A 15,312-nucleotide genomic window follows, 5' to 3' on the forward strand; every position below is an offset into this window, starting at 1 on the left:
TTATTGGTATTAATTTTACCCTTCGTTATTATTTTGGCATGCTAATTGCTACTATCTCTATGAATGAAAAGGAAAATAGCTGTTTCACTAATAAAAAATGGGAACATGCACCAAAAAAATGATAATCACGTATCTTTATTGTGCAAGACAAACAACATTGTTCATTTATAGTGCGAGACAGCTCCCGAAATAGAAACAATTCATTTTCATTATCTAACCCTTTTGTACTATTTTTTAACACTATATACACATACAACAGCAAATGATCCTAGATTAAAAACAAATCACAGAGAGACTTTTGCAAACACAACATCGCAAACGATAGCCACATTAAAGGAGTTATATATGCGTATGCGTAATCTAGTATTAACCATGATGTTACTTGGCATGGCGGGGGCTGCTCAAGCCGAAGAATTAACGGGAACACTGAAAAAGGTTAAAGATGATGGTGTGATCATTGTGGGACATCGTGAATCCTCCGTACCTTTTGCTTACTACGATAACCATCAAAAAGTCGTCGGCTACTCTCAGGATTATTCTAATCTGATTGTTGAAGCAGTGAAGAAGAAACTGGACATGCCAAATCTGCAAGTAAAATTGATACCCGTGACTTCGCAAAATCGTATCCCATTGCTACAAAATGGCACTTATGATTTCGAATGCGGTTCCACTTCCAATAACCTTGAACGTCAGAAACAAGTCACTTTCTCTAACAGCATCTTTATTATTACAACACGTTTGCTGACTAAAAAAGGTTCCGGTATAAAAGATTTCCCAGATTTGGCGGGTAAAAATGTCGTTGTCTCAGCAGGTACGACTTCTGAAATCTTGCTGAATAAACTCAACGATGAGAAAAGCATGAAAATGCGCATCATCAGTGCAAAAGATCATGGTGACTCATTCCGTACTCTGGAATCTGGCCGGGCAATCGCCTTTATGGTGGATGATGCACTACTAGCAGGTGAACGCGCCAAAGCGAAAAAACCTGATCAGTGGGAAATTGTTGGTACACCTCAGTCTAGAGAAGCCTATGGTTGTATATCGCGCAAAGACGATCTTCAATTCAAGAAGCTGATCGATGAGACCATTGTTCAGGCGCAAACCTCTGGAGTGGCAGAGAAATCATTTGAGCGCTGGTTCAAACACCCGATTCCACCCAAGAACCTGAATTTGAATTTCTCTTTGTCTGATGAAATGAAAGCACTATTTAAATCGCCAAATGATAAGGCGCTTGACTAGAAATATAATTAAAAAAATGACTATTTGATTGGCATCACAGGGTGCGAGGTGGCCGTTCCCTACCTCGCTTTTTTTCTCAGCCAATCAATCGTTTTCAGGGGATCAAGCTACACCCTAACAGGGAGTATTATTATGTCAATCGATTGGAATTGGGGCATCTTTTTGCAAGCTGCCCCTTTCGGCAATACGACTTATCTAGGCTGGTTGATAGCTGGATTTCAGGTAACGATTGCCTTGTCTATCTGCGCCTGGATTATCGCTTTCATTGTCGGCTCACTGTTCGGCATCTTACGCACTGTTCCCAATAAAATACTATCTGGGATAGGTACCTGTTATGTTGAGCTCTTTCGTAACGTACCACTGATAGTTCAATTTTTTATCTGGTATCTGGTTGTACCTGAACTACTACCAGAAAAAATCGGTCTGTGGTTTAAAACTGAGCTGGACCCTAATATCCAATTTTTTCTCTCATCCACTGCCTGTTTAGGTCTTTTCACTGCTGCTCGGATGTGTGAGCAGGTTCGTGCCGCCATACAATCACTACCACGTGGTCAAAAAGCGGCAGGGCTGGCAATGGGGCTAACCTTGCCGCAAACCTATCGCTATGTCCTATTACCCAATGCCTATCGAGTAATCATTCCACCCATGACATCAGAAATGATGAATCTGGTGAAAAACTCCGCCATTGCCTCCACTATTGGTCTGGTAGATATGGCAGCACAAGCAGGTAAGTTACTTGATTACTCAGCACATGCTTATGAAACATTTACGGCGATTACGCTAGCTTATATCGGAATCAATCTGGTGATTATGCTTGCCATGCACTTGCTTGAGAAAAAAGTGCGTTTACCGGGTAATATTGGAGGTCAATAAATGTACGAGTTTGACTGGAGTTCGATTATCCCCAGTATCCCGTTTCTGCTACAAGGCTTAGTCATTACAGCAAAAATCACGATTATTGCTGTTGTTGTCGGTATTCTCTGGGGAACCGTACTGGCTGTTATGCGCCTCTCTTCGGTAAAAGCACTGAGCTGGTTTGCCACTTTATATGTCAATCTGTTCCGTTCTGTACCACTGGTTATGGTACTGTTATGGTTCTATCTGATTGTGCCTAGCCTAGTGCAGAACGTTCTAGGGATTTCTCCGAAAACAGATATTCGTTTAATTTCAGCTATGGTTGCATTTGCCTTTTTCGAAGCTGCTTATTATTCAGAAATTATCCGGGCAGGAATTCAGAGTATTTCCCGCGGGCAATCTTCGGCAGCACTGGCATTGGGTATGACACCAATGCAAAGTATGAGACTGGTTATCCTGCCTCAGGCATTCCGTGCGATGACCCCGCTGTTACTGACACAGGGTATCGTACTGTTTCAAGACACCTCATTGGTGTATGTGCTCAGCCTAGCGGACTTTTTCCGTACTGCGGCAAATATCGGTGAGCGTGATGGCACTCAGGTCGAAATGATCCTATTTGCTGGTTTGGTTTATTTTATTATTAGTATTGCCGCATCTATGCTGGTTAACTATTTGAAGAAAAGGACTGTTTGATGATCTCCCTGAAAAATGTATCCAAGTGGTATGGCCAATTTCAGGTTCTCTCCGACTGCTCAACTGAAGTTAAAAAAGGTGAAGTCGTTGTGGTCTGTGGCCCGTCTGGCTCAGGCAAATCCACCCTGATAAAAACGGTCAATGGCCTGGAATCCATCCAACAGGGTGAAATTCTGGTTAATGACATTAAAGTTAATGATAAAAACACCAATCTGGCACAACTACGCTCTAAAGTCGGCATGGTGTTCCAGCATTTTGAGCTGTTCCCCCATCTATCCATCATTGAAAATTTAACTCTAGCGCAGATTAAAGTGCTTAATCGTGATAAAAAAGCAGCGGAAGAAAAGGGGCTGAAATTACTTGAACGCGTTGGGCTTGCCAGTCAAGCGAATAAATTCCCGTCTCAACTTTCCGGTGGTCAACAACAACGTGTAGCAATCGCCCGAGCCCTTTGTATGGACCCGATTGCCATGCTATTTGACGAACCTACCTCCGCACTCGACCCTGAAATGATCAATGAAGTGCTCGATGTCATGGTTAAACTGGCAGATGAAGGGATGACCATGATGGTTGTTACTCACGAAATGGGCTTTGCCCGTAAAGTAGCCAACCGGGTTATCTTTATGGATGAAGGCAGAATTGTTGAAGATAGCAAAAAAGAAGATTTCTTTGCGAATCCAAAATCAGATCGCGCCAAAGAATTTCTAGCTAAAATTCTTCACTAACCTCATTTCATCCCCGGTGGTGACTCCCGTCGCCATCGGATTTTCCCTCAGAACCTCTGTTTCTTATATACCAAATCAGATATGCTATGCCGATCTCATATTTTACCAACTAAATGATTGCTACAAACGTAGCTTTTTACTCACCATAGGATCATCGGTGCCATGCAAGAACAATACCGTCCAGAAGATATAGAGCCGCAAGTTCAGCTTCACTGGCAAGAGAAGCAAACTTTCAAAGTGACAGAAGACAACAGCAAAGAAAAATATTACTGCCTGTCCATGCTACCTTACCCTTCTGGTCGACTACACATGGGCCATGTACGTAACTACACTATTGGCGATGTTATCTCCCGTTATCAACGTATGCTTGGAAAAAATGTCCTGCAACCTATCGGTTGGGATGCATTTGGCCTGCCCGCAGAAGGTGCCGCAGTAAAAAACAATACTGCACCTGCTCCGTGGACCTACGCCAACATCGAATATATGAAAGGTCAATTGAAAACACTGGGCTTCGGTTACGACTGGGATCGTGAAGTCACAACCTGTACCCCGGAATATTACCGTTGGGAACAGTGGTTTTTCACCAAATTGTATGAAAAGGGCTTGGTTTATAAAAAAACCTCCTCAGTTAACTGGTGTCCCCACGATCTGACTGTTCTGGCTAATGAACAAGTGGTCGATGGCTGCTGCTGGCGTTGTGATAGCAAAGTTGAACGTAAAGAAATTCCACAATGGTTTATCAAAATCACTGATTATGCCGAAGAGTTGTTAAACGATCTGGAGACGCTGGAAGAGTGGCCAGAGCAGGTCAAAACCATGCAGCGCAATTGGATTGGCCGTTCTGAAGGGGTAGAAATCACTTTTGATGTGGCTGATAGTCAGGAGAAACTGACCGTCTATACCACTCGTCCTGATACGTTCCTCGGCGCCACTTATGTTGCGATTGCCGCCGGCCATCCTCTGGCAAAACAAGCAGCAGAAAATAACCCTGAACTGGTTGCTTTCATTGATGAGTGCCGTAATACCAAAGTTGCAGAAGCAGATATGGCAACAATGGAGAAAAAAGGCATGGCAACCGGTATGTTTGCTATTCATTCATTGACCAAAGAGAAAGTGGCAATCTGGATTGCAAACTTCGTCCTGATGGAATACGGCACCGGTGCAGTCATGGCAGTGCCTGGCCACGATCAACGCGACTGGGAATTTGCGACAAAATATAACCTGCCAATAAAAGCCGTTATTCTGGACAATGAAGGTAATGAACCGAACGTCCATGAAGCACCGGTAACAGATAAGAATATCCTGTTTAATTCCGGTGAATTTAGCGGTCTGAATCACGAAGCCGGTTTTAATGCCATCGCTAATAAACTGGTGGAAATGGGCGTAGGTAAGCGTAAAGTCAACTATCGTCTGCGCGACTGGGGTGTTTCCCGTCAACGTTACTGGGGTGCTCCTATTCCAATGGCAACACTGGAAAATGGCACAGTTGTTCCGGTTCCAGCAGATCAACTGCCTGTTATTCTGCCAGAAGATGTCAAAATGGATGGCATCACCAGCCCAATTAAAGCTGATCCTGAGTGGGCAAAAACCACTATCAACGGCCAGCCCGCACTACGTGAGACCGATACCTTCGATACCTTTATGGAATCTTCCTGGTACTACGCTCGCTACACCTGCCCAGATTATGACAAGGGCCTGCTCGATCCAGCAGCGGCTAACTATTGGCTGCCAGTTGACCAATACATCGGTGGTATCGAACATGCCATCATGCATCTGATGTATTTCCGTTTCTTCCACAAACTGATGCGTGACGCAGGCTTGGTCAATTCCAATGAACCTGCCAAACGTCTGTTATGTCAGGGCATGGTTCTAGCCGATGCTTTTTATTATATCGGCAAAAATGGTGAAAAAATTTGGGTTTCCCCGGCTGATACTATCGTTGAACGTGATGATAAAGGCCGTATCGTTAAAGCGACGGATAAAGAAGGCCATGAGCTGGTTTATACCGGCATGAGCAAAATGTCTAAATCCAAAAACAACGGTATTGACCCACAATTGATGGTAGAAAAATATGGTGCTGATACCGTTCGCCTGTTTATGATGTTCGCGGCACCACCAGAGCTGACGCTAGAATGGCAAGAATCCAGCGTTGAAGGAGCAAATCGCTTTTTGAAACGTGTGTGGCGCTTGGTTTATGAACATAGCAGTAAAGGGGCAACTCAACCACTGGATATCACAAACCTGACAGTGGAACAAAAAGATCTATTCCGTGACCTGCACAAAACCATCGCTAAAGTTACAGATGATGTTGGTCGCCGTCAGGCATTCAATACTGCTATCGCTGCGGTAATGGAATTGATGAATAAACTGACCCGCGCACCACAGGAAACTGAGCAAGATCGCGCTCTGATGCAAGAGGCACTGTTGGCGGTTGTCCGTATGTTGTCACCAATAACTCCTCATGCTTGCTTTATTATGTGGCAAGCTCTGGGTGGTGAAGGTGGTATTGATACGGCTGATTGGCCACAAGCTAATGAGCAGGCAATGGTTGACGATACCAAGCTAGTCGTCATTCAAGTTAACGGTAAAGTGCGTGGTCGTGTTACTGTGTCAGCCGATGCGACTAAAGAATATGTTCATGATCTGGCAGCACAAGAGTATGGTGTGGCGAAATACCTTGAAGGCGTCACTATTCGCAAAGTCATTTATGTACCAGGCAAACTGCTGAATCTGGTCGTCGGCTGATAAAGGAGGCAATGTGCGACATCGTATTTTAACGTTGTTGCTGGGGTTGGCGGTGCTAGTCACCGCTGGCTGCGGTTTTCATCTGCGCGGCACCACCCAGGTGCCAGCAGAACTCAAAAAGCTGCAAATAACAAGCAGTGACCCATATGGGCCACTGGCCCGTTCCGTTCGCCAACAGCTTCGTCTGAATAACGTCACTATCCTTGAGGATGGTAGCGCTGATGTTCCTGTTTTGAAGTTAATTGACTCTTCTGAAAATAAAGATACTGTCTCTGTTTTCCAAGATGGTAAGGCAGCTGAACGCCAATTGACACTGAATGTCAATGCTCAAGTTATTATGCCAGACGGTAGCGTATATCCGCTGCGATCCAGGGTTGACCGCTCTTTTTTCGACAACCCATTAGAGGCCCTGGCGAAAGATGCTGAAAACGAGATAATCAATCAAGAAATGCGTGAACAAGCTGCTCGCCGGTTAGTTCGCCAGTTATTGACCGTTCACAACGCAGAAAAGCAGAAAGCCCGAGAGAAACAGGTGGGACAGCAAGCTGCGCCAGCACAATGATCAAACTCTATCCCGAACAACTGATTTCGCAGCTCAATGAGGGGCTGCGAAACTGTTATCTGATATGGGGTAATGAACCCCTACTATTACAGGAAAGCCAGGATCATATTCGCAAGGCTGCTGAAAAAAACGCCTTCACTGAACACTTCACCTATACGCTGGATAATCACACCGAGTGGGGTGAGATATTCAATATTTGTCAGTCATTAAGTCTGTTTGCTAGCCGTCAAACACTCACTTTATTACTGCCGGAAAATGGCCCTAACACAACCATAGCCGAACAACTGGTGAAACTGGCAGAACTACTTCACCCAGATATACTGCTAATACTACGTGGTTTGAAATTGACCAAGGCTCAGGAGAACAGTCACTGGTTCAAAATACTAGGAAAAAATGGTGTTTATGTCAGTTGTCAGACCCCGGAACAGAACCGTCTGCCGCAGTGGGTTGCACAACGGGCCAAAGCTATGAAATTGGTGCTGGAAGAACAAGCCAATCAACTACTGTGTTATTGTTATGAAGGAAATTTACTGGCGTTAGCTCAGGCACTTGAGCGTCTTTCCCTGCTATACCCAGACGGTAAACTAACCTTATATCGTGTCGAAAATGCGGTAAATGACGCAGCTCACTTTACACCTTATCACTGGGTAGACTCGCTATTATCAGGTAAAGCAAAACGAGCCTGGCATATTCTAAAACAGTTAAAACAGGAAGATTGCGAAGCTGTTATTCTATTACGTACCGTACAGCGTGAATTACTGTTGCTACTCACGCTGAAACGTCAAAGTACCACAACCCCGATGAAAACACTGTTAGATCAGCATCGGGTATGGCAAAACCGCCGTTCATTACTGACAAGCGCACTGCAACGTCTCACTCAACATGATTTGCAGAGAGCAATTCATTTACTTGTACAGATGGAACGCCAGATCAAACAGGATTACGGCCAGTCTATTTGGTCAGATTTAGAAACTCTTTCCATGCTGTTATGTGGAAAAACCTTACCTGAGAGCTTTTTTAATGCCTCATGCCATTGATTCTACTTGCCCGAAACAACCCGTTATTAAAGCATTATTTGGTGGAACATTCGATCCCATCCATTACGGGCACTTGCAGCCAGTTGAAACCTTGGCATATCAAACTGGCCTGAATCAAGTGATTTTACTACCAAATCACGTCCCACCACACCGCCCACAACCGGAAGCCACTGCACAACAGCGGCTTGAAATGGTACAACTGGCAGTACAGGATAGCCCACTGTTTACCGTCGATAAGCGTGAACTGGAGCGTACTATCCCCTCTTACACAATTGATACGCTAGAGTCATTCCGTCAGGAACTTGGTAACAAACAACCACTAGCATTTATAATCGGCCAGGATGCTTTGTTATCACTGCACACTTGGCATCGTTGGCAAGAGCTACTGAGTTTCTGCCATTTGCTAGTTTGTGCTCGTCCTGGTTATCAAACTCAGTTTTCCACAACTGAAATGCAACAATGGCTTACAAAACATCAAATCTACGATCCAAGCCAACTTGGCAGTAAACCTAACGGTTATATCTATCTGGCAGATACACCTCTGCTGTCGATCTCAGCAACCGACATCCGTCAACGCCACCAGCAAGGGTTAAGTTGTGACGATTTACTCCCCCTTTCAGTACAAAAGTATATAGATTCACAGGGGTTATATCGCCAATAGCGGAATCTGCCTCGATTAGTCGCTTAGTTGACTTACCCTTAAGTGACCTGACATGCTATTATTCCGCACTATTTAATCAATTGTGATAAAAAATAAGGATGAGCCTTTTGCAAGGTAAAGAACTCCAACAGTTTGTTATTGATAAGCTTGAAAACTCCAAAGCACAGGATATTGTTTCCCTTGATGTCCAAGGGAAATCAAGTATTACCGATTGCATGATCGTCTGTACCGGAACTTCCAGCCGCCATCTGATGTCTGTCGCAGATAATCTGGTTGATGACTGTCGTGCGAGCGGCCTGATCCCACTCGGCGTTGAAGGACAAGGCGTATCTGACTGGATTGTCGTAGACCTCGGTGAAGTTATCGTACATGTCATGCAAGAAGAGAGCCGCCGCATGTACGAACTCGAAAAGCTCTGGAGCTGAGTTTGAAGCTGCAATTAATCGCTGTAGGTACAAAAATGCCGGACTGGATACAGGCCGGCTTTACAGATTATTTGCGGCGTTTTCCCAAAGACATGCCATTTGATCTGATAGAAATTCCGGCCGGCAAACGGGGCAAAAATGCGGATATTAAACGCATTCTGGAAAAAGAAGGCGAACAAATGCTGGCCGCTGTCAGCAAAGGCAGCCGTATTGTCACCCTGGACATTCCGGGTTCCCGTTGGGAAACGCCTCAATTGGCGCAACAGCTTGAACATTGGAAACGGGATGGTAGAGATGTCAGTTTGTTGATAGGTGGACCCGAAGGTCTCGCTCCGGCATGTAAAGCTGCCGCAGAGCAAAGCTGGTCACTGTCACCGCTGACCTTACCCCATCCTCTGGTCCGAGTTTTGGTTGCGGAAAGCCTGTACCGGGCATGGAGTATTACGACCAATCATCCCTATCATCGGGAATAATTTGGTTATCAACGGATAAAAGCGAATTTCTGGCAATGGGATGAAGAATAAACGTACCCCTTTTCGTGATTATACGGCTGAATCAGCCCTATTTGCTCGCCGCGCATTGGTGGCGTTTATTATCATCTTGGTACTGACGGGTATCCTGATGGCCAATCTTTACCATTTACAAATCACCCGCCACGAAGACTATCAAACCCGTTCAAACGAAAACCGTATTAAACTGGTTCCAATTGCACCAAGTCGCGGTATCATTTATGACCGAAACGGCACGCCATTGGCACTTAATCGAACTATCTATCAGTTGGAAATTATACCTGAAAAGGTAGAACACCTTGAGCAAACGCTGAATGATTTACGCAATGTTATCGATCTGACTGACGAAGATATTGCCAACTTTGAAAAAGAGCGTAAACGCTCGCGCCGCTTTACCTCTATTCCATTGAAAACTTCACTTGATCATATTCAAGTAGCACGCTTTGCCGTTAACCAATATCGTTTCCCTGGTTTTGAAATAAAAGGTTACCAACGCCGCTTCTACCCTTATGGTTCAGCACTGACACATATCATCGGCTATGTTGCTAAAATTAATGATAAAGATGTAGAACGATTGGATAAAGAAGGTATTTTACCTAATTACGCCGCTACCCATGATATCGGCAAACTGGGTATTGAACGCTATTATGAAACTGTTTTACACGGCAAAACGGGTTATGAAGAAGTCGAAGTGAATAACCGAGGCCGGGTGATACGCCAATTACATGAACAACCACCACAGGCCGGACAAGACATTTACCTAACTATCGATCTCGAATTGCAGATTTACATTGAGAAACTCCTGACAACCAGCCGTGCTGCGGTCGTTGTCAGTGATCCACGTAATGGGGAAATTCTGGCGCTGGTATCTAACCCAAGCTATGATCCAAACCTATTCGTAAACGGTATCTCCAATAAGAACTACCAAGAGCTATTAAACAATCCTGATAGGCCACTTATTAATCGTGCTACTCAAGGAATCTACCCTCCAGCTTCGACAGTGAAACCTTTTATTACCGTCGCAGCACTAAGTACAGGCGTTATCAATAAAAATACCACCATTTTTGATCCGGGTTGGTGGCAATTACCGGGTTCAGAAAAACGCTACCGTGACTGGAAACGTTGGGGGCACGGTAGTCTCAATGCACATAGAGCCATTGTAGAATCCGCGGATACTTTCTTCTATCAAGTGGCCTATGATATGGGAATTGATCGTCTATCTGAGTGGATGACCAAGTTTGGCTATGGCGAATATACTGGAATCGACCTAGCCGAAGAACGCACCGGTATCATGCCTACCCGCGAATGGAAACAAAGAAAATATAAAAAACCTTGGTATCAAGGAGATACCATTCCTGTGGGTATCGGCCAGGGATATTGGACAGCAACCCCCATTCAAATGGTAAAAGCACTGACAACCTTAATTAACGACGGTAATGTAAAAACACCACATCTTCTGCTAAGCAAGAAGCTGAAAGGTGAGATGATCCCTTATCAACAAACAGAAAATATTCAGATCGGTGATATCCATTCAGGATATTGGGAATTAGCCAAAAGTGGCATGTACGGTGTTGCTAACCTACCAAACGGTACCGGCCACAAGAGCTTTATCAGCACGCCTTATAAAGCCGCGGTCAAATCGGGAACAGCACAGGTCTACAGTTATGAAACCTACAATGCCAGTAAAATTGCTGAGCATTTACGGGATCATAAGCTGATGACCGCTTTCGCCCCTTATGAAAATCCGACAGTAGCCCTTTCCATTATTTTAGAGAATGGTGGTGCAGGTCCAGCAGTGGGAACCCTTGTTCGCCAAATCCTCGACCATGTACTATTAGAGGATAACAACATAACATTGCCGAATGCTGTCCCTACACCTCCCGGAACAGAAAGTGACTGATTAACACCATGACAGAAAACCAAAAAAGGGTTCCTCTCTGGACCAGATTACATATCGACCTACCGTTACTCCTGTGCATTTTGGCATTGCTGATATACAGCGCTTTTGTTATGTGGAGTGCCAGCGGCCAAGATATGGGGATGATGGAGCGCAAAATTGGTCAAATTGGTGCAGGACTGGTTGTCATGCTCATCATGGCGCAAATTCCACCAAGAGTTTATGAAAGCTGGGCACCCCATCTCTATATTGTTTGTGTTATTTTACTGATTTTTGTCGATGCTTTCGGGCAAATAAGTAAAGGTGCCCAACGCTGGCTGGATTTAGGGATCATCCGCTTCCAACCTTCAGAGATTGCCAAGATAGCCGTACCCCTGATGATCGCACGCTTTATGAACCGCGACTTATGCCCCCCATCACTGAAAAATACCACTATCGCTCTGATGCTCATCTGTCTGCCTACTTTACTGGTTGCCGCTCAGCCAGACTTAGGGACTTCAATTCTGATCGCGGCTTCTGGTCTGTTTGTCCTGTTCCTTTCGGGCATGAGTTGGCGGTTGATCGGTATCGCAGCTCTACTGTTAGCCTGTTTTATCCCCATCTTGTGGTTCTTCTTGATGCATGGCTATCAGCGCGATCGCGTCATGATGCTACTTGATCCAGAAAGCGATCCACTAGGTAAGGGTTACCATATTATTCAATCAAAAATCGCGATTGGCTCCGGTGGTTTATCAGGTAAAGGCTGGCTATTAGGAACACAATCTCAATTGGAATTTCTGCCAGAACGTCATACAGATTTCATATTTGCCGTACTATCGGAAGAACTTGGTTTGATTGGCGTACTACTGTTATTAACATTATATATGTTATTAATTACGCGTGGGTTGGTTATCGCAACCAGAGCACAGAACACTTTTGGTCGGGTTATGGTTGGCGGCCTAATGTTAATTCTATTTGTTTATATCTTCGTCAATATTGGCATGGTGAGTGGTATCCTGCCTGTAGTCGGCGTTCCTTTGCCATTTGTCAGTTATGGCGGCTCTGCGTTAATCGTCTTAATGGCGGGTTTCGGCATTATCATGTCGATTCACACACACAGAAAATTGTTGTCCAAAAGTTTATAGAGAAGAGGTTTCAATGCGTCAACACTGGCTTATACTCAGCATGATTGCAGCCCTGCTATCTGGCTGTACTACTCCTGACAAACAAAAATCTGCCCCGTTACCCGCAGTACCAACGCAGGATGTTCTGGGTGCAGAACCTCGTTATGAGCCTTATCATCCTAGCGCCAATGATGATTATCAGATGAACGGACATACTTATCACATTGTGCAAGCCCCCTCTCAGTTTAGTGAGACAGGTTATGCTAGTTGGTACGGTGAAGAATCCAGCGGCAAAATGACCGCAATTGGTGAACGTTTTAATCCTTATGCGCTGACAGCCGCCCATCCTACCCTGCCAATTCCAAGTTATGTCCGTGTGACCAACTTGAGCAATGGCCGCATGATGATTGTCAGAGTCAATGACCGTGGTCCTTATAAACCAGGGCGAATTATCGATCTATCGAAGGCTTCCGCTGAACGGTTAAACCTGACTCAAAGTACCAAAGTTAAGGTTGATTTTATCGAGGTTGCCCAGGACGGTTCTGCATCCGGTCCCGGTACCATTGGCAGCCAGATAGTTAAACAGAGTTATGCTCTACCGGGTAGACCAACGCTGACAACCAGTCCATTAGGAACACCAACAATGGAGAATATCCCTGATCAGACTAGCAGCCAGCCCTTAACAAATCAGCCGATGAAACTGACGATACAACCGGAAGCGACTGAACAACTCCCCGCAATGAAGCTGCAACCACCTAAGTCTGTTACAAACAGTACTTCAATAGTCACAACACCAACAGCCGCCTCAGCAAATGGTTTTATGGTTCAGGTTGGTGCTGTTAGCAGTGAGCAACGCGCAAAAGAGTGGCAACAAACACTAGCGCAACGCTTTAATGTTCAAGGTCGCGTAACTCAATATAGTAACGTTTATCGTGTACAGTTAGGGCCATTCAACAATCGCCAGCAAGCTGCCGATTTACAACAAAAACTGGCTGACCAGATACAGCAATCTTCTTTTATCGTCAGTCCCTGATCGTTCTCTTACTGATATTTCACTTTGATTCAGATATCAGTAAGAGGAGTAAAAAAAATGTAAACCTGAGTCTTGTCAAAATTTGGCAATGTCACTATTTTTTTCATTTGCTATGATGTGGCTCGATATCAACCTTTTCTCACGGATGTTGTCAAACTAACCATGAAATATACAACCACTTCTCGTTTTATAAAAAGCGCCACCTTGGGTATTGCGCTGGCAATAAGTGCTTCTGCCTTTGCCAATGGGAATGATGCCAACCTGAAAACGATGATCCCAGGTGTGCCTCAGATTGATGCGGAAGCTTATATCCTTATCGACTATAACTCAGGTAAAGTGCTGGCTGAGATGAATGCAGATGCACACCGTGATCCTGCCAGTCTGACAAAAATGATGACCAGTTATGTTATTGGTCAAGCAATCAAATCAGGCAAAATCCACCCAAGTGATATGGTCACTGTTGGCACTGACGCATGGGCAACCGGTAATCCGGTATTTAAAGGCTCTTCCCTGATGTTTCTCAAGCCAGGCGATCAGGTCTCGGTTTCTATGTTATCCCGCGGTATAAACTTGCAATCCGGTAACGATGCCTGTGTTGCAATGGCAGATTATGTTGCCGGTAGCCAAGAGTCTTTCGTTAATTTAATGAATGGTTATGTGAAATCGCTTGGATTAAAGAATACGAATTTCAAAACCGTTCATGGCTTGGATGCAGAAGACCAATACAGCTCTGCCCGTGACATGGCATTGATTGGTCAAGCGCTGATCCGTGATGTTCCTGAAGAGTACACCATCTATAAAGAGAAAGAGTTTACCTACAACAATATCCGCCAGACAAACCGTAATGGCTTATTGTGGGATAAGAGCCTGAATGTCGATGGTATTAAAACCGGCCACACTAGCGCAGCGGGCTATAACCTAGTCGCTTCTGCAACGGAAGGCGATATGCGCCTGATTTCTGCGGTATTAGGCGGCCACACTTATAAAGGCCGTGAAACAGAAAGTAAGAAACTGCTGACCTGGGGTTTCCGTTTCTTTGAAACTGTTGCTCCTCTGAAAGCAAGCAAAGAATTCGCTTCTGAACCAGTCTGGTTTGGAGATAACGATAGGGTTCAGTTAGGTGTTGATAAAGATGTTTATCTGACTATTCCCCGTGGTCGTCTGAAAGATCTGAAAGCCAGCTATGTCATGAATAATAGTGAATTACATGCACCACTGGCGAAAAATCAAGTCGTAGGTACTATCAACTTTCAACTTGATGGCAAGACTATTGAACAGCAGCCTTTAGTCGTGATGAATGAAATAAAAGAAGGCAGCATCTTCGGCCGCTTTATCGATTACATCAAACTACTATTTCATCATTGGTTTGGCTAATTCTTGAGATAATTAAGCGATAAACAGAGCCCATCAAAGCGAATCGGGTTACTACCCGATCGCAATAAGCATCTCCGTGTTTTTAAGGCGGAGGAAAGTATCAAATTTTACAGAAAAACTGACCGTACGTATCGCGGAAAGCAAAACAGGAGCGCCCATGAAAACCAAATTAAATGAACTGCTTGAGTTCCCTTGTTCATTCACTTACAAAGTGATGGGCTTAGCGGAGCCTGAGCTAGTCAATCAGGTCATTGAAGTGGTTCAACGTCATGCGCCGGGCGATTACTCTCCACAAGTGAAGCCAAGCAGCAAAGGTAACTACCACTCAGTGTCCATTACTATCAATGCGACTCATATTGAACAAGTAGAAACGCTATATGAAGAGTTAGGTAACCTTGAATTGGTACGGGTAGTCTTGTAATACACACTAGAGAAATCCCCTATAATTTTACAG

15 protein-coding genes are annotated in these 15,312 nt (G+C 44.6%); all 15 read left to right on the plus strand.

What is annotated here, in order from left to right:
• The first annotated feature begins 345 nt into the window (after positions 1-345).
• On the plus strand, positions 346-1,239 hold the full coding sequence (locus AACQ38_RS16065; protein ID WP_011145631.1) for an amino acid ABC transporter substrate-binding protein: 894 nt from the start codon (positions 346-348) through the stop codon (positions 1,237-1,239).
• Positions 1,240-1,371: 132 nt separating this feature from the next.
• Positions 1,372-2,112 (plus strand): amino acid ABC transporter permease, encoded by a 741-nt coding sequence (locus AACQ38_RS16070; RefSeq protein ID WP_011145630.1) that lies wholly within the window; start codon positions 1,372-1,374, stop codon positions 2,110-2,112.
• Positions 2,113-2,787: a glutamate/aspartate ABC transporter permease GltK gene (gene gltK / locus AACQ38_RS16075; RefSeq protein ID WP_011145629.1), complete on the plus strand. Its 675-nt coding sequence runs from the start codon at positions 2,113-2,115 to the stop codon at positions 2,785-2,787.
• The gene (locus tag AACQ38_RS16080) at positions 2,787-3,512 is read left to right on the plus strand and encodes an amino acid ABC transporter ATP-binding protein (protein WP_011145628.1); all 726 of its coding nucleotides are present in this window, start codon (positions 2,787-2,789) and stop codon (positions 3,510-3,512) included. The genes gltK and AACQ38_RS16080 overlap by 1 nt, the downstream gene beginning before the upstream one ends.
• Before the next feature lie 162 nt (positions 3,513-3,674).
• A complete protein-coding gene (leuS, locus tag AACQ38_RS16085) occupies positions 3,675-6,257 on the plus strand; it encodes a leucine--tRNA ligase (RefSeq protein ID WP_165578581.1) in 2,583 nt (860 codons plus the stop codon).
• 13 nt (positions 6,258-6,270) lie between these two features.
• Complete coding sequence (gene lptE / locus AACQ38_RS16090; protein ID WP_165578582.1) at positions 6,271-6,819, plus strand: LPS assembly lipoprotein LptE; 549 nt, start codon at positions 6,271-6,273, stop codon at positions 6,817-6,819.
• A complete protein-coding gene (gene holA / locus AACQ38_RS16095) occupies positions 6,816-7,856 on the plus strand; it encodes a DNA polymerase III subunit delta (protein ID WP_165578583.1) in 1,041 nt (346 codons plus the stop codon). Before lptE ends, holA begins: the two co-directional genes overlap by 4 nt.
• Positions 7,840-8,517, plus strand: coding sequence for a nicotinate-nucleotide adenylyltransferase (gene nadD, locus AACQ38_RS16100; RefSeq protein ID WP_011145624.1), 678 nt, complete (start codon positions 7,840-7,842; stop codon positions 8,515-8,517). Before holA ends, nadD begins: the two co-directional genes overlap by 17 nt.
• Before the next feature lie 98 nt (positions 8,518-8,615).
• Positions 8,616-8,942: a ribosome silencing factor gene (gene rsfS, locus AACQ38_RS16105; protein ID WP_075508944.1), complete on the plus strand. Its 327-nt coding sequence runs from the start codon at positions 8,616-8,618 to the stop codon at positions 8,940-8,942.
• Between the two features lie 2 nt (positions 8,943-8,944).
• Positions 8,945-9,415, plus strand: coding sequence for a 23S rRNA (pseudouridine(1915)-N(3))-methyltransferase RlmH (gene rlmH, locus AACQ38_RS16110; RefSeq protein ID WP_011145622.1), 471 nt, complete (start codon positions 8,945-8,947; stop codon positions 9,413-9,415).
• A 40-nt stretch (positions 9,416-9,455) separates the two neighbouring features.
• On the plus strand, positions 9,456-11,351 hold the full coding sequence (mrdA, locus tag AACQ38_RS16115; protein ID WP_165578584.1) for a peptidoglycan DD-transpeptidase MrdA: 1,896 nt from the start codon (positions 9,456-9,458) through the stop codon (positions 11,349-11,351).
• Between the two features lie 8 nt (positions 11,352-11,359).
• Positions 11,360-12,472, plus strand: a complete 1,113-nt coding sequence (gene mrdB / locus AACQ38_RS16120; RefSeq protein WP_011145620.1) for a peptidoglycan glycosyltransferase MrdB — start codon at positions 11,360-11,362, stop codon at positions 12,470-12,472.
• A gap of 13 nt (positions 12,473-12,485) precedes the next feature.
• On the plus strand, positions 12,486-13,484 hold the full coding sequence (rlpA, locus tag AACQ38_RS16125) for an endolytic peptidoglycan transglycosylase RlpA (protein ID WP_011145619.1): 999 nt from the start codon (positions 12,486-12,488) through the stop codon (positions 13,482-13,484).
• Positions 13,485-13,646: 162 nt separating this feature from the next.
• The gene (dacA, locus tag AACQ38_RS16130; RefSeq protein ID WP_165578585.1) at positions 13,647-14,858 is read left to right on the plus strand and encodes a D-alanyl-D-alanine carboxypeptidase DacA; all 1,212 of its coding nucleotides are present in this window, start codon (positions 13,647-13,649) and stop codon (positions 14,856-14,858) included.
• A gap of 157 nt (positions 14,859-15,015) precedes the next feature.
• On the plus strand, positions 15,016-15,279 hold the full coding sequence (gene ybeD / locus AACQ38_RS16135; RefSeq protein WP_165578586.1) for a DUF493 family protein YbeD: 264 nt from the start codon (positions 15,016-15,018) through the stop codon (positions 15,277-15,279).
• Positions 15,280-15,312: the final 33 nt, after the last annotated feature.

Source organism: Photorhabdus sp. RW14-46 (genome assembly GCF_963887965.1).
GTDB lineage: Bacteria > Pseudomonadota > Gammaproteobacteria > Enterobacterales > Enterobacteriaceae > Photorhabdus > Photorhabdus laumondii.

Excerpts from the sequence above, each read along its gene's own strand:
- AACQ38_RS16065 (WP_011145631.1), top strand. The coding sequence starts at position 346 with ATGCGTATGCGTAATCTAGTATTAACCATGATGTTACTTGGCATGGCG.
- AACQ38_RS16070 (WP_011145630.1), top strand. The coding sequence starts at position 1,372 with ATGTCAATCGATTGGAATTGGGGCATCTTTTTGCAAGCTGCCCCTTTC.
- gltK (WP_011145629.1), top strand. The coding sequence starts at position 2,113 with ATGTACGAGTTTGACTGGAGTTCGATTATCCCCAGTATCCCGTTTCTG.
- AACQ38_RS16080 (WP_011145628.1), top strand. The coding sequence starts at position 2,787 with ATGATCTCCCTGAAAAATGTATCCAAGTGGTATGGCCAATTTCAGGTT.
- leuS (WP_165578581.1), top strand. The coding sequence starts at position 3,675 with ATGCAAGAACAATACCGTCCAGAAGATATAGAGCCGCAAGTTCAGCTT.
- holA (WP_165578583.1), top strand. The coding sequence starts at position 6,816 with ATGATCAAACTCTATCCCGAACAACTGATTTCGCAGCTCAATGAGGGG.
- nadD (WP_011145624.1), top strand. The coding sequence starts at position 7,840 with ATGCCTCATGCCATTGATTCTACTTGCCCGAAACAACCCGTTATTAAA.
- rsfS (WP_075508944.1), top strand. The coding sequence starts at position 8,616 with ATGAGCCTTTTGCAAGGTAAAGAACTCCAACAGTTTGTTATTGATAAG.
- mrdA (WP_165578584.1), top strand. The coding sequence starts at position 9,456 with ATGAAGAATAAACGTACCCCTTTTCGTGATTATACGGCTGAATCAGCC.
- mrdB (WP_011145620.1), top strand. The coding sequence starts at position 11,360 with ATGACAGAAAACCAAAAAAGGGTTCCTCTCTGGACCAGATTACATATC.
- rlpA (WP_011145619.1), top strand. The coding sequence starts at position 12,486 with ATGCGTCAACACTGGCTTATACTCAGCATGATTGCAGCCCTGCTATCT.
- dacA (WP_165578585.1), top strand. The coding sequence starts at position 13,647 with ATGAAATATACAACCACTTCTCGTTTTATAAAAAGCGCCACCTTGGGT.
- ybeD (WP_165578586.1), top strand. The coding sequence starts at position 15,016 with ATGAAAACCAAATTAAATGAACTGCTTGAGTTCCCTTGTTCATTCACT.